Source organism: Chordicoccus furentiruminis (assembly GCF_019355395.1).
Taxonomy (GTDB): Bacteria; Bacillota; Clostridia; order Lachnospirales; family Lachnospiraceae; genus Chordicoccus; species Chordicoccus furentiruminis.
The window spans coordinates 1,890,403-1,904,872 of record NZ_CP048829.1; the positions used below are offsets into that span (position 1 = coordinate 1,890,403).

14 protein-coding genes are annotated in these 14,470 nt (G+C 47.3%); 13 read left to right on the top strand and 1 reads right to left on the bottom strand.

Annotated elements, in window-relative coordinates; translation table 11 throughout:
* Nucleotides 1–107: 107 nt before the first annotated feature.
* The 9 genes from G4C92_RS08740 to G4C92_RS08780 all read left to right on the top strand — a co-directional run bounded on the left by G4C92_RS08740 (nt 108) and on the right by G4C92_RS08780 (nt 7,951).
* On the top strand, nt 108–998 hold the full coding sequence (locus G4C92_RS08740; protein WP_330654677.1) for a class C sortase: 891 nt from the start codon (nt 108–110) through the stop codon (nt 996–998).
* 19 nt (nt 999–1,017) lie between these two features.
* Complete coding sequence (locus G4C92_RS08745) at nt 1,018–1,761, top strand: hypothetical protein (RefSeq protein ID WP_274939483.1); 744 nt, start codon at nt 1,018–1,020, stop codon at nt 1,759–1,761.
* A gap of 3 nt (nt 1,762–1,764) precedes the next feature.
* Nucleotides 1,765–2,442, top strand: a complete 678-nt coding sequence (locus tag G4C92_RS08750; protein ID WP_274939484.1) for a sortase — start codon at nt 1,765–1,767, stop codon at nt 2,440–2,442.
* A gap of 15 nt (nt 2,443–2,457) precedes the next feature.
* A complete protein-coding gene (locus tag G4C92_RS08755) occupies nt 2,458–2,841 on the top strand; it encodes a DNA repair protein (protein ID WP_274939485.1) in 384 nt (127 codons plus the stop codon).
* 17 nt (nt 2,842–2,858) lie between these two features.
* Nucleotides 2,859–3,449, top strand: coding sequence for a signal peptidase I (lepB, locus tag G4C92_RS08760; RefSeq protein WP_274939486.1), 591 nt, complete (start codon nt 2,859–2,861; stop codon nt 3,447–3,449).
* A gap of 286 nt (nt 3,450–3,735) precedes the next feature.
* Nucleotides 3,736–5,535, top strand: a complete 1,800-nt coding sequence (locus tag G4C92_RS08765; RefSeq protein ID WP_274939487.1) for an isopeptide-forming domain-containing fimbrial protein — start codon at nt 3,736–3,738, stop codon at nt 5,533–5,535.
* 102 nt (nt 5,536–5,637) lie between these two features.
* The gene (locus G4C92_RS08770) at nt 5,638–6,930 is read left to right on the top strand and encodes a hypothetical protein (protein ID WP_274939488.1); all 1,293 of its coding nucleotides are present in this window, start codon (nt 5,638–5,640) and stop codon (nt 6,928–6,930) included.
* Nucleotides 6,923–7,600, top strand: a complete 678-nt coding sequence (locus G4C92_RS08775; protein ID WP_274939489.1) for a glycosyltransferase family 2 protein — start codon at nt 6,923–6,925, stop codon at nt 7,598–7,600. Before G4C92_RS08770 ends, G4C92_RS08775 begins: the two co-directional genes overlap by 8 nt.
* Nucleotides 7,601–7,723: 123 nt before the next feature.
* Complete coding sequence (locus G4C92_RS08780) at nt 7,724–7,951, top strand: hypothetical protein (protein ID WP_274939490.1); 228 nt, start codon at nt 7,724–7,726, stop codon at nt 7,949–7,951.
* A gap of 40 nt (nt 7,952–7,991) precedes the next feature.
* Here G4C92_RS08780 and G4C92_RS14940 read toward each other — a convergent pair whose 3' ends face one another.
* Nucleotides 7,992–8,291: a hypothetical protein gene (locus G4C92_RS14940; protein ID WP_330654678.1), complete on the bottom strand. Its 300-nt coding sequence runs from the start codon at nt 8,289–8,291 to the stop codon at nt 7,992–7,994.
* A gap of 102 nt (nt 8,292–8,393) precedes the next feature.
* Between G4C92_RS14940 and G4C92_RS08785 the strand changes: the two genes are divergently transcribed.
* The 4 genes from G4C92_RS08785 to G4C92_RS08800 are packed head-to-tail and all read left to right on the top strand — an operon-like array spanning nt 8,394 to nt 14,354.
* Nucleotides 8,394–10,700 carry a type I restriction endonuclease subunit R gene (locus G4C92_RS08785; protein WP_330654679.1) on the top strand — a complete coding sequence of 769 codons (2,307 nt, stop codon included), beginning with the start codon at nt 8,394–8,396 and terminating at the stop codon, nt 10,698–10,700.
* Nucleotides 10,701–10,734: 34 nt separating this feature from the next.
* Nucleotides 10,735–11,829, top strand: coding sequence for a restriction endonuclease subunit S (locus G4C92_RS08790; protein ID WP_274939492.1), 1,095 nt, complete (start codon nt 10,735–10,737; stop codon nt 11,827–11,829).
* Between the two features lie 3 nt (nt 11,830–11,832).
* Complete coding sequence (locus tag G4C92_RS08795) at nt 11,833–13,338, top strand: class I SAM-dependent DNA methyltransferase (protein WP_274939493.1); 1,506 nt, start codon at nt 11,833–11,835, stop codon at nt 13,336–13,338.
* Nucleotides 13,339–13,349: 11 nt separating this feature from the next.
* Entirely contained in the window at nt 13,350–14,354 is a 1,005-nt protein-coding gene (locus G4C92_RS08800; RefSeq protein ID WP_274939494.1) for a restriction endonuclease, read from the top strand.
* Nucleotides 14,355–14,470: the final 116 nt, after the last annotated feature.

Sequence of the window (14,470 nt, forward strand, 5' to 3'; positions counted from 1 at the left end):
GTAGCAATAAATAACTTTATATTGCAAAATTGTGCAAAAATGGTAAAGTAGTCTTAAGTTGGGATATTGTTGTACCAATGCGATTTTGAAAGGGACTGCGTTATGTTATGAGTTGGCTGAAAAAGAACGGTCTGACTCTGATCCTTCTGTTGATTCTGTTGATAGGAGCAGGGCTGATTGCTTATCCGTCTTTTGCTAACTGGTGGAATTCATTTCATCAGTCACGAGCGGTGGCCTCCTATGCGGAGACAGCCGCAAACATGAATACGGAGGAGTACGAGCGAATCATCAGCAAAGCGCAGGCCTATAACAGGAAGCTGTCCCGTTCAGGGATCCAGTGGACGCTGGATGAAGATGAGGAGAAGGAATACAAAGAGCAGCTTGACATCGGTACATCGGGGATCATGGGATATATCGACATCCCGAAGATTGACGTGATGCTCCCGATCTACCATGGAATTGATGAAAGTATCCTTCAGGTGGCAGTCGGGCATATCCCGGGCACATCCCTTCCGGTAGGTGGGAAAGGAAGCCACTGTGTGGTATCCGGACACCGCGGACTTCCGTCAGCCAGACTCTTCACCGACATCGACAAACTGGTAGAGGGTGATACATTTACCATCACCGTACTGAACAAGACACTGACATATGAGGTAGACCAGATCCGTACTGTACTGCCGACAGATCTGTCTGATCTGCAGATCGAGAAAGGTAAGGACTATGTGACGCTGGTGACCTGTACGCCGTACGGGATCAATACACACCGGCTTCTGGTACGGGGACACCGTATAGAGAATGCCGATGGTGATGCCTCGGTAATCGCGGACGCGCTTCAGATCGAACCGATCTATATAGCTCCGTTTATCGCAGTACCTATACTGATACTGTTGATAATCGGTATGTTTATCATGACAGGGATGAGGACGCGGCGCCGCAGAGAGAAAAGACAGATCTATTCACAGATGAGGGTGAAGGATGACAAGACAGAGGACAGATGATATGCATAATTGCAGAAGAATGCTGATGAAACATATCTGGATCGTCCTGTTGGCTGTAATTGTGATGAGTTCGAATGCCGCAGCACAAGAGTTCCCGGAAACACTGTGGGAGACGAGGTCGGACTGCTCGATCAATCTGCAGCTGGCATACACGGATTCCACGACCGGCAAACGCGTACAGCTCTCCGGCGGAAAAGTTGCAGTCTATAAGGTATCCGATGCGCTTGTTAGTAACGGCAACAGGTATTTCAATCCAAAGACGAGCGGACAGTTTCAGAAGCTGGCGAAACAGAATACGAGTGATGGAAAAGCGATAGCCGCCATTCGCGACTATGACAGCAATGAGCTGACGACGCGTAATGCCTCTCTGGCAAAGATACTGGCTGCAAATACGTCCGGTATCAAGGGGATTACAGGGACGATCAAGAAAGGCTCCGTCACTGTCGGCGGCCTGATGTCGGGACTGTATCTGATGGTACAGACAAAGAAATCTCCGGAGAATGCCAGCTTTGCTCCGTTCCTCTTCTCACTGCCGGATGCGGATGGGAATTACCAGGTAACGGCTAGTCCGAAGCCGAGTGTGACGGTATCAAAGAAGGATAAACCCGACAAACCGTCCGGCGGCAATTCCGGACGACTGCCGCAGACCGGACAGCTGTGGTGGCCGGTTCCTGTATTGCTTCTGGCCGGACTTCTCCTGGTCATCATCGGTACAGTCATGCGAAGCCACGGCAGAATGCAGGAAGCAGCAGAGGGCAGTTAACAGATGATGCGCAGGTTTGGTACTCTGCTGACAGCGATAGGGCTTCTGCTCATGGCAGGCGGGCTTGGACTGGTTATCTACAATATGTGGGACAATAACCGGGCAGGTGATGCTTCAGATGCGATCCTGAAACAGATCGAGGAAGAGCAGGCGGATATGGGTGTTTCGAATGCCCCCGCGCCGCCATCCAGATCGGATAAAGATGTGGATGACCGGGTAACGGATAAGGATGCATGGCGTTACGGACAGACCATGCCGGTTACGTTGGTCGATGGTTTTCAGTATATCGGAATACTGGAGATTCCCAGCCTCGGGATCCGGCTTCCAGTCATGGATACCTGGGATTATGACCGGCTGAGGATCAGCCCCTGCCTGTACAGCGGCAGCTACTATACAGATGACATGGTCATCTGCGGACACAATTATCAGAGACATTTTTCTCCCATCAAGGGAGTGGACATAGACGCAGATGTGTATTTCATAACTGCGGACAAGGTCATCTACCATTATACGGTAAGCAACCGGGAGACCGTACAGCCCACATCGGTGGAGCAGATGATCCGGAACATGAATAATCGTGATCCGGAGGACGGTGACATGGAAGACTGGGACCTGACCCTGTTCACCTGTAACACGGGCGGACAGACCCGGTGCGCTGTAAGGTGCATCCGGGCAGAGTAAGATGGGAGATAAGGGATGACAGATAAACAGCTTAAAAAACTCAGCAAACAGGAGCTTCTCTCGCTGCTTTTAACGCAGAGCAAAGAGATGGACCGGCTGAAGGAAGAGCTGGAGGAGACCAGAAAGCAGCTGGAAGATCGCAATATACAGATCAGTAAGTGCGGCTCCCTTGCGGAAGCATCCCTTGCGGTTTTCCATGTTCTGGAAGAAGCGCAGAAAGCAGCGGATTTGTATCTGGATAATGTTAAGAGCGGACGCTTTGAACCGGACGAAGTGCCGGCAGACAAGGCTGAAGAAGTACACGAATTGTCTTCAGACAAGGCAAAAGAAGTACAGAAACATAAAGGATTTACTGCAAGCCAGTGCAGCCATTTTCGACAGAGCACAAATACGCAGTAAGAGGAGAGGGGATACAAGTGAAAAAGAGCACATTTTCGCCTGAGGATCTTCCCTCGACAGGACAACTGGAAACGGAGCTGAAACGTGTCACATACGCGAAGAATTACCGGACGGTGCTCCGAAGCACGATCTACACATTGATTACAGTGGCAGCGGTCGCTGCTCTGGTCGCGGTGTTGCTGCTTCCGGTACTCAGGATCTACGGATCAAGTATGAACCCGACGCTGACAGAAGAAGATATCGTTGTATCACTGAAAAGCAACGAATTCAAGACAGGTGACATCATAGCGTTTTACTACAACAACAAGATCCTGGTAAAACGGGTGATCGCGAACCCGGGCGACTGGGTGGACATCGACAAAGAAGGCACTGTCTACGTCAATAACGAGAAACTGGAAGAACCATATCTGCAGACGAAGGCACTTGGGGACTGCAACATCAAACTTCCCTATCAGGTTCCGGAGTCCAGGATATTCGTCATGGGAGATAACCGGGATGTCTCGGTGGATTCCCGCAATACATCGGTCGGCTGCGTAGCAGAGGAGCAGATCGTAGGAAAGATCGTGTTTTGCATCTGGCCCTTCTCAAGATTCGGGAAGATCCAATGAAAACATATAAGAAACAAATGGAAGGAGGTGTGTTCGGTTGAGAGAGACAACCTGTTGCAGCATACGAGGAAAGCCGGCCTGGGAAGCCGCTCGCGGTCGCTGGATGCGGATACCACGGAGCCAGTCAGAATTAATCTTAATACCGAAAACATCCCCTTGCGGATACTTTCAAACAGAGACCTGCCGGGAGAGAGACGTCGGCAGAGTACTGAATATATTGGAAAGGAGGTATATTCCAGTACCTTCTTGAAAAATAATTGGTATAATGATAAAAATAAAGAACAAGATGATAGCAAATAAAAAGAGAGGACAAAATATGAAATCTTTAAAGAAGATGATGGCTTTGGCGCTTGCCATGGTAATGGTGCTTAGCGTGATGAGCATCACTGCATTTGCAGCGGTTGGTGATTATAATATCACCGTTACAAACGACAATGAGTCGATGAGTATTAATGGTAAGCAGTATAAAGCTTACAAAGTTTTCAGTTTAACATTGGGTGGAAAAACTACAACTACCACAACTGACCCTGCAACAGGAGAGGAAACTTCGACCGATAGCTATAGTGCTTATGCGTACAGTATTAAGAATACTGATTGGGCTTGGGCCAAATTAACAACTGGTGCAACGACTGATGCTAAGGGTGTTATCACGACAACATACGGAATCAAATTAACGCCTTCTGCTGCTGATCCTACTACTTATGTAGTGGATGGATCGACAATGTCTGCAGCAAATGCCCGTTCATTGGCAGATGCACTTCAGAGCGTTCTTCCTACTAGCGCAGATGGAACCGGCACAGGTGGTGAAGATGAAACTGCAACAATTCAGCTTTCTGATCCCGGTTACTATGCTGTATATGGTGTTGTAATCCCGACTGATCCGGAGCTGGATCCTGCTGAAGAAGTTGTAGCAGCGGTGGCTCTTACCACCACAGATCCGAATGCGGAAGTGAAGCCGAAGGCTAGTGTTCCGACGATCGACAAGAAGATTAAGAAAGTGCAGGAAGGGACAACTGAAATCAGTGATGCTCTCCTGGATACTAAGGGTCAGGCTGCTGTTGCAAAAGTTGGTTCTACAGTAACTTATGAGATTACTGCTACTACTCCTGATCTGACGGGATATACAGATTATACCTATATCATCGGTGATGATATCTCCGCAGGCCTTACTTATGATAAGTCAAGCTTTACCCTTACTATCAATGGAGCTGCAGCTACTTATGTTACCAGTACAACTGCTGCCACAGATGACAATGAACTTATTTTCAAAACCGGTGATAAAGGCTTTGAATTAACTATTCCTTATAGTGTACTTCAGGCAGCCGGTGCTGGAAAGAATGTTGTTCTTACATATTCGTGTACTGTGAATAGCAGCGCTCTTACATATGACTATGAGAACAATACTGCAGACCTTACGTATTCTAAGACACCGTATGACAATACTACAAATAAGACTCCTGAAAAGAAAACTTATGTTATCGATTTGAATCTTGATGTAGATAAGATCGACGGAACTGATAGCACGAAGCATCTTGATGGAGCGACATTTAAACTTTATCGTGAAGTCAGCACGCCTGCAGCTGAGCCCGGCGGAGAAGCTACAACTTCTAAAGAGTATTATCAGTGGGATGCAACAAATGGAAAAGTCACATGGGTTGCTACTCAGTCTGCTGGTGATAGTTTCACAACAGATTCAACTGGTAAGCTTTCACAGCAGGTAAGAGGTCTTGACAAAGGTACATATTACTTTGAAGAGACAGTAGCTCCTAAGGGTTACAATCTTCTTTCGGCTCCTGTAGCTGTAGTTATCAGTGTAGAAGAAGCAGCAAACGGCGAGAAAGTTACATATTCTGCAACTTATGGTGGAAAAAATGCAACGATAACCAATGGTGAAGTTAATCTTGCATCTGAAACTCAGGCCAGTGGCAAACAGCCGGTTGCTACAGGAACGATCGAGAACAATTCTGGTGCAGAACTTCCGAGCACTGGTGGCATCGGTACCACAATCTTCTACGTAATCGGTGCAATCCTTGTTCTTGGTGCTGGCATCCTTCTGGTAACCCGCAGAAGAATGAACGCTAACTAATTGAATAGCTTTTAATGGAAGCGTCGTTCAGACGAATAGATTAAAGTGAATTAACAACCCGCTGCTTCCCTGGAATCATTCCGGGGAAGCAGTTTTTTATAGTTGGATATGATTAAACGCCTGATAAAATATTCTGCAGTCTTTTTTCTAACGGTAGGTTTGCTATTAATTGCTCTGGTAGGTGTGGCGAAGATTCCAAAGAGTGCTATCCGCTCCAGAATGATAGAAACCGCTGAATATTTAAGCACAAAACCAGCAACACACTTTGCGGTAAGTGGGATACGCTCGAGCTCGATTGATTGGTATGCTGATTCCTTGCTTCTAAATATTGCATATAATCTTGATGATCAGAACACACTGGAGTCCGTAATGTGGGCACCATTCTCTGGGTATACCAATCAACATGTAAGTCGGTATTTGTTGGAATCTGCAAGAGACGGATTAGAGCCAACGCAAGAATACCTTAGATATTGGCACGGTTCTGCAGTCATAGTCCGTTTAGAACACCTTTTCTTGAATATTCGACAAATTTACTTTCTGCATGCGTTGATTATAGCGGCTTTGTGCATTTGGCTTTTGCAAATGCTGATAAGTGAAGGCTTTAAGAAGGAAGGAATTGCCTTTCTGCTTTCGATTATTTGTGTAAGCATCTGGTTTGTCCCATTCTGCCTTGAGTATACATGGGTATTTTTAGTAATGCTGGTCTTCTCTGTGATAACAATAAGGGCCGCATTGAGAAACCAGTATGATGGAATGGGCTCGTTGTTTCTTATTGTTGGAATGGTTACAGTGTATCTTGATTTTCTAAGCACAGAAACTGTGACGCTTCTAATCCCTCTCATATTTGTTCTTCGAATAAGAGAACGGAACAATTCTTCAGACAACTGGGGATTTGTTTTAAAGAACTCGGCGCTTTGGCTGTTCGGGTATGCCGATATGTGGGCAATGAAATGGCTCATTGCGTCCATTGTTCTTCAGCAAAATGTCATGCCTTATGTCACTGGTCATATTGAAGAGCGGCTTGGAGGGAGTGTGCACTTGCCCTTATCTCAGTTTCTTATTCAGGCAATTACAAGGAACACATCAAGGCTTTTTCCCTTTGATTATGGAATAGCTGGATCTATCGTCTTTTTGCTTAGTGTACTGATATTTGTGGTGTATCCCATTTACGCTGGGAGAATTAGTATTTGTCGGGAGATAGATCAGAATCACATGTTGCTGTATCTGTCTTTATCCCTGGTACCTTATGTTAGATATTTGATATTACATAACCATTCGTGGAGGCATTGCAACTTTACTTATCGTGCTCAAGCCTCTACGATATTCGCGTTGTGTCTTGTAGTGTTTGAGGTGATTGAGTTCGCTCCAAGAAAAGGGATGAAAAAAAGTGTATGATCTTACTGTTCTTATGCCCTGTCTGAACGAAGAAGAGAATATAGCGTATTGTATTGATGAGGCTCAGAGTTACTTGAAGTCCCAGGGGATGAGAGGGGAAATTCTTGTCGTGGATAACGACAGCACAGACCAGTCAGCTGAGATAGCGGTTGCGCATGGAGCCACCGTGATCAAGGAGCATCGCCGTGGTTACGGTCGTGCCCTTCGCACCGGCCTCGCTGCCGCAAAGAGTGAAGTGATCATCTTCGGTGATTGCGACAGTACATATGATTTTGCCAATCTCGATCCAATCTATCTTCCTCTTGCAGAGAATAAAATAGACTTTATGACCGGTGACCGCTTCGGCGGTCAGATGGAAGATGGAGCCATGAGCTGGTCACACAAGCTCGGTGTGCCGTTCCTGTCCTGGTGCGGTCGCGTGAAATTCGGAGTGAAGATCCACGACTGGCATTGTGGTATCCGGGGAATCCAGAAGGATGCACTTCAGAAACTAAGTCTGCAAACCGATGGTATGGAGTTTGCCACGGAGATGATTGCGGAGGCATCGCGGAAGGGTCTGCGGATCGGAGAAGTAAGTGTGCCGCTGAAAAAGGCGCAGAACGAGCGGCAGGAGAAACTACGGACGATCCGGGACGGGTTCCGGCATCTCTGGTATATAGTAAGAGCGTAGGGTCAGTGGCAATTGAGGCCGCTGGCCTTTTTTCTTTGTAGAAACGAGTTCTTGTTGAAAAAGGTAGCTTTTTGATGTATGATATTTGAGTAAAAGTTTAGCTATTACTATGAGGTGAAATCTATGGCACGCCAAAAGAAAAACGGACAGTATTTGAACGTAAAAATCGATGTGAATGTGTACCAGAGATTAGAGGAATTTTGCGAAGAAACCGGGTACACAAAAACGGCTGCCGTAGAGAGAGCTCTTACAACCTTGATGAATAACCACGAAGCTGATCAGGAGACCCTTCGGAGAATCGCGGACGGATCAGTAAAACTGGTAGAGACCGGGGGTGATGTGCATGCCTAAGACGCCGGAGCAGATTGCGCGGGAGGCGATCGATCGAAGGCTAAATGATGCCGGATGGGTCATTCAGGATATGAACAAAATCAATCTCTCGGCAGCTCTTGGAGTCGCAATCCGCGAATTTCCGACGAGTACCGGGCCGGTAGACTATGCCCTTTTTGTGGCTGGAAAACCCGTGGGAGTTGTCGAAGCAAAGAAAGATACTGAAGCCCAGAATATCACTGTGGTTGAAGGTCAGTCCTTTAGGTACGCAAATAGCACATTTAAATATCTGGATGACGGATATGAGATCCGGTTTGCCTATGAGGCCACCGGTACCTTGACGCGCTTTACAGATTTTCATGATATCAAATATCGGTCTCGTTCTGTCTTTTCCTTTCACCAACCGGAAACTCTCCGGGACTGGATTGCCGCTCCAGACACTGTGCGGAACAACCTGAAGCATATGCCGGAGCTGGATACAACCGGTTTCCGCAAGTGCCAGGAGATCGCCATTAAGAATCTGGACACATCCTTTGCCGAGAACAGGCCGAAAGCACTTGTTCAGATGGCCACCGGTGCGGGAAAGACCTTTACTGCAATTACAGAGTCTTACCGACTGCTTACTTACGGGAAGATGACCAGGATTCTTTTTCTCGTGGATACAAAATCCCTCGGAGTACAGGCAGAGCAGGAATTCCGAGCATATGTGCCTAATGGGGAGCAGCGGGTCTTCTCGGATATTTTCGGCGTCCGCCTTCTGAAGAAGTCTGTCATGTCTCCCTCCAATCAGGTTTATATCAGCACAATTCAGAGAATGTACTCTATCTTGAAGGGTGAGGAACTGTCCGAAGAAGACGAAGATATAGAAGATGAGATCGACCGTGATCAGGAGAACAGGCCGCCGGTCAGTGTTGTTTATAATAAAAAGTATCCGCCGGAATTCTTCGATTGCATTATCGTCGATGAGTGTCACCGGTCGATTTACAATGTGTGGTCGCAGGTCTTGGAGTATTTTGATGCCTTTATCATTGGCCTGACCGCAACGCCGGAGAAGAGGACATTTGCGTTCTTTAATCAGAACGTGGTCAGCGAATATTCCCGTGAGAAGGCAATTATTGACCGGGTGAACGTCGGCGAGGACATCTATCTGATTAATACAGAAATCACCCAGAACGGCGCTATGATCATGAAGCGTCTGGCGGAATACCGGGATCGTCTGACCCGGGCAAAGCGCTGGCGGCAGATGGATGAGGATATGGCCTATAATCCGGGAATGCTGGATGTGGATGTTGTGAATCCGAGCCAGATCCGTGCCGTCATCCAGACATATCGGGATAAGGTCTTTACTGAGCTGTTCCCGCGCAGGAAGAACGTACCGAAGACGCTGATCTTTGCTAAAAATGACAGCCATGCCGATGATATTGTTCAGATTGTCAGAGAGGTCTTTGGTGAGGGAAACGAATTCTGCCAGAAGATTACCTGTAAGGCGAAGAAGGCGGACGAGGCTCTGAGCAATTTCCGTAACCAGTTCTATCCACGTATTGCAGTGACTGTCGAAATGATCGCCACCGGAACGGACGTGAAGCCTCTGGAGTGTCTGATCTTTATGCGTGATGTCCGGAGCAAGGGCCACTACGAGCAGATGCTCGGTCGTGGAACCAGGGTGCTGAAGCTGGAAGACCTGAAGATGGTCTCCGGTGATGATGCCACAGAGAAGGATCACTTTGTCGTGATAGATGCTGTCGGCGTAACGAAATCCAAGAAGACGGAAACAAGGCCGCTGGAGTACAAGCCCCATGTAAGTCTGACAGAGCTCATGAAGCGGGCATCGCTCGGTACAAAAGATCCGGAGATCCTTACGTCATTGGCAAATCGTCTTATACGGCTGAGCAATAAACTCAAGCCAGAGGAACTGGATGAGTTTGAAGCCAAAGTAGGGAAGCCAATTAGTACTGTTGCTGAAGATCTGCTCAACGCCTTCGATGAAGATGTGGTTGCTGCAAGGGCCGGTGTCACGCTTGACCCGGACAGAGAGCCAAGTCCGGAAGAAAAGACAAAGTTAGATGCTGCTCAGGAGGAACTAATCAAAGAAGCAGAGCAGCCATTTAGTGTTCCGGACAACCGAGATTATATTGAGGATGTCCGCAAGAAGCATGATCAGATCATTGACAATGTGAACATCGATTCTGTAACTTATGCTGGCTGGGATAAAGATCGTGAAAGCAACGCTGATCAGGTGATCAAGAGCTTTCATGAATTTATCGAAGAGAACAAGGATGAGATCCTTGCCCTGCGGATCATTTATGATCAGAGGTACGCAGATCGTCCGATGGCGATCAAGAAGCTGAAGGAGCTGTACGAAAAGCTGCAGCAGGAACATATCACCATTGAACGGCTCTGGGATTGTTATGCCATTAAGAAGCCGGACAAAGTGAAGCGTGGCACGATCGGACAGCTGGCGGATCTGATTTCCATTATTCGGTTCGAGATGGGCTATGCCGATAACCTGCAGCCGTTTGCGGACAAAGTGAATTATAACTTCATGCAGTGGACGTTGAAACGGAACGCCGGTGCCGTTCATTTCACGGATGAGCAGATGGAATGGTTGCGGATGGTGAAAGATCACATCGCCGCGAGTCTGAGCATCAGCGCGGATGATCTGGATTATACGCCATTTGACCGGAAGGGTGGGCTCGGCAGATTTTATGAAGTGTTCGGTGATCAGTATCTGGAGATACTTGATGAGATGAATATAGAATTGGTGGCGTAAGGGTATGGAATGGAAGAGATATAAACTTGGTGACATGCTTTCATATGAACAGCCAACACCATTTATTGTAGAATCCACAGACTATAATGATTCCTATGAAACACCGGTATTGACAGCCGGAAAGTCATTTATCATAGGATATACGGATGAGACTTCGGGAATATATGATCAATTGCCAGTCATTATTTTTGATGATTTTACTACCTCGACCCAGTTTGTTAACTTTCCGTTCAAAGTGAAATCTTCGGCAATGAAAATACTCACGGCAAATGAAAAACTTGTTTTGCCAAAGTTTATTTATTACCGTATGCAGATTATTGAGTTCGACCACAGCACTCATAAGCGTTATTGGATTCAGCAATATTCTAAGATTCAAGTTGATTTGCCACCAATCGACGAACAGCGGCGTATCGTTTCTCGAATCGAGGAAATGTTTTCTGAACTGGACAATAGCGTTAGCACATTGCAGAAGACAAAGGAGCAGTTGAAGGTTTACAGGCAGGCGGTGCTGAAAGATGCTTTTAAAGGTGTTGTTGAAAAAAAGCCTATTCGACAAATGTCAGAGTTTGTTACGAGTGGATCAAGGGGATGGGCAAAATACTATGCTGATGAAGGAGCAAGGTTTATCCGCATCACAGATCTTACGAGAGACAAGATTATTCTAAAGAACGATAGTATTCAGCGAGTTAATCTTCCTGAAGAGACAGAAGGAAAACGAAGTAGGTTGAATCCTTTCGATGTTTTGGTTTCTATTACTGCAGACTTGGGCAGTATTGCTCTTATTCCGGAAGACATAGAGGAAGCCTATATAAATCAGCATATTGCAATGATCCGATTTGAAAATCCACAGCTGGGTGAGTTCATGGCGTGGTATCTGAAGAGCGATTATGGGCAAAAAGATTTATTGAAGAACAAGCGCGGCGGAGGAAAACTCGGGTTAGGGTTGGACGATATTAGAGATACGCCTGTACCTGATGTGTCTGATGCTACTTCAAAGAAAATTGTATCAGAAATCGAATCCCGCCTCTCCGTCTGCGATTCCATCGAACACACCGTGGACACCGCACTCCAGCAGGCGGAAGCGATGCGTCAGTCCATTCTGAAACAGGCATTCGAAGGGAGATTATAAATCATGGCCGAATTATCGACACAAACCAGTTCTATCGTATCAAAGGTCTGGGGCCTTTGTAATCCTCTTCGGGATGATGGCGTTTCCTATGGCGACTATCTGGAGCAGCTGACCTATCTCATTTTCCTGAAGATGGCGGATGAGTATTCCAAACCGCCCTACAACCGTGACAGCGGGATTCCCGCCGGATGCACTTGGCAGGATATGCGGACGCTCAAGGGCACAGAGTTGGAAGACAAATACAAAGCCATACTGGAGACCCTCGGAAAGCAGAGCGGCCTCCTTGGCAGCATCTTTTTCCAGTCGTCTAATAAGATCAGCAAGGCAGCCATCCTGAAGCGTGTCGTAGACATGATCGACGGCGAGAAATGGGTGTCTATGTCCTCGGATGTAAAGGGCGACATCTACGAGGGGCTTCTTCAGAAGAACGCTGAAGACACCAAGAGCGGTGCCGGGCAGTATTTCACTCCGAGATCGCTGATACGGACGATGGTTCGCTGCATGCGTCCGGAGCCGGGAAAGACCATCGCAGATCCCTGCTGCGGCAGTGGCGGCTTTTTCCTTGCCTCACAGGATTTCATCGCAAATGAATACAGGGAGACACTTGACCGGGAGCAGAAGGAGTTCCTGAAGAATAAGACTTTCTACGGAACGGAGCTGGTTCCGACTACCTTTAAGCTCTGCCTGATGAATCTGTATCTGCACAATATCGGCGATATCTATGGAGATGTACCGGTCAAGCAGGCGGATGCATTGCTGACAGATCCCGGGTATCGTGTGGACTATGTGCTCACGAATCCGCCCTTCGGGAAAAAATCCTCCATTACTTTTACGAATGAGGAAGGAGAGACCGAGGACGAGGATCTTGTCTATAACCGCTCTGAGTTCTGGACGACCAGCTCCAACAAGCAGCTGAACTTTGTACAGCATATTTACACGATTTTGAATTCTACCGGAAAGGCGGCAGTCGTCGTGCCGGATAACGTGCTCTTTGAAGGCGGTGCAGGGGAAACGGTGCGGGAGCAGCTTCTGCAGAACACCGATCTGCATACGATCCTGCGTCTGCCGACCGGCATCTTCTACAAGCAGGGCGTTAAGGCGAATGTGATCTTCTTTGACAAGCGGCCTGCCAGCCCGGAGCGTCAGACAAGGGAGGTCTGGATTTATGACTTCCGGACAAACATACATTTCACATTGAAGCAGAATCCGATGAAGGAGAGCGATCTCGATGATTTTGTCGCTTGCTTCAATCCTGAGAACCGATATCAGAGGAAGGAAACCTGGTCGGAGGAGAATCCGGACGGCAGATGGAGAAAGTTTACTGTTGATGAGATCTGGAAGCGGGACAAGAAGAGCCTGGACATTTTCTGGGTGAAGGACAAGAGCCTCGCCGATCTTGATAACCTTCCGGAGCCGGATGTGCTGGCGGAGGATATCATTGAAAACCTGCAGAGTGCGCTGGAAGGATTTCAGGCGCTGCAGGCTAAGCTGAGCAAGAAGAGCCAATAAAGGAAATAAGCATGAGTAATCAAGTACCAGAGACTGAAGAAAAAAGAGTCTGGGGCATCCATACGAAAGACGACAATCTATTCTTGAAGGAAAATGTCATCGCTTTGGGATGGCAGCAGATTGGCGACCTGAGTCTTATTGCTTCTGATAGAGAAGCGTTCAAAGAAAAATACATAGCCGCTTATCCTGATGCAAAGAAGGGATCGATTCCCACCGGTGTCGGCATGCTGTTTCGGTTTTGCCATGAAGTGCAGATCGGGGATTACATCATCTATCCTTCAAAGATCGACCGCATGATCAATATCGGGGAGGTCACCGGAGACTATAAGTATGTTCCGGATGCGAGCGAATATGTGCAGCAGCGGAGCGTCAAGTGGCTGAAGCACTTGCCGCGTATGTCTTTCTCGCAGGGTGCCCTATACGAGATCGGATCGGCTATGTCATTCTTTATGGTGAAGAATTATGCTGATGAATTCTTGGCAGCTCTGGATAAGGGCTTTGCGAAGAACCTATCTGAAGGAGAAGAGGATGACACGGTTGGTGCCACCGCAGATGACATTATTGAAAGCACCAAGGATTTCATCCTGAAGGAGTTGAGCCGTCAATTAAAAGGATATGATCTGGAACAATTCGTCGCTGATCTGTTACAGGCGATGGGCTACCGGACAACTGTGTCTCCGCATGGTGGTGATAGCGGAATCGATATCACCGCTTATAAAGATGAGCTGCCGCCGCGAATCCTTGTGCAGGTAAAAAGCCAGGACAGCGATATCAAGGAGACAACAATCCAATCTTTGAAGGGTGCCATGCGCGAGGGTGATTATGGCCTGTTTGTCACGCTGTCAAACTACACGAAGAAAGCGCAGAAGTATCTGGAGAATACACCGATCATACGAGGCATCAATGGCACAGAGTTGGTGGATCTGATTCTGAAATACTATGATGATCTGAGCGAAAAGTACAGGAGAATGATCCCTCTGAAGATGGTCTATATTCCGGTTCCGAAAGAGGAGTGATCAGCACGCATGAAGCTGATGATCAAGTTCAATGTCGGTGTATCAGCCGATCATGTATATGAAGTCAAAAGAATCGATACTGACTTCTTCAATGAAGGTCTGTGATAAAAGATACT

Coding starts and splice junctions, on each gene's coding strand:
- G4C92_RS08800 (WP_274939494.1), top strand. CDS start 13,350: ATGAGTAATCAAGTACCAGAGACTGAAGAAAAAAGAGTCTGGGGCATC.
- G4C92_RS08785 (WP_330654679.1), top strand. CDS start 8,394: ATGCCGGAGCTGGATACAACCGGTTTCCGCAAGTGCCAGGAGATCGCC.
- G4C92_RS08745 (WP_274939483.1), top strand. CDS start 1,018: ATGCTGATGAAACATATCTGGATCGTCCTGTTGGCTGTAATTGTGATG.
- G4C92_RS14940 (WP_330654678.1), bottom strand. CDS start 8,291: ATGAAAATCTGTAAAGCGCGTCAAGGTACCGGTGGCCTCATAGGCAAA.
- G4C92_RS08755 (WP_274939485.1), top strand. CDS start 2,458: ATGACAGATAAACAGCTTAAAAAACTCAGCAAACAGGAGCTTCTCTCG.
- G4C92_RS08765 (WP_274939487.1), top strand. CDS start 3,736: ATGATAGCAAATAAAAAGAGAGGACAAAATATGAAATCTTTAAAGAAG.
- G4C92_RS08780 (WP_274939490.1), top strand. CDS start 7,724: ATGGCACGCCAAAAGAAAAACGGACAGTATTTGAACGTAAAAATCGAT.
- G4C92_RS08740 (WP_330654677.1), top strand. CDS start 108: ATGAGTTGGCTGAAAAAGAACGGTCTGACTCTGATCCTTCTGTTGATT.
- G4C92_RS08795 (WP_274939493.1), top strand. CDS start 11,833: ATGGCCGAATTATCGACACAAACCAGTTCTATCGTATCAAAGGTCTGG.
- G4C92_RS08750 (WP_274939484.1), top strand. CDS start 1,765: ATGATGCGCAGGTTTGGTACTCTGCTGACAGCGATAGGGCTTCTGCTC.
- G4C92_RS08790 (WP_274939492.1), top strand. CDS start 10,735: ATGCTTTCATATGAACAGCCAACACCATTTATTGTAGAATCCACAGAC.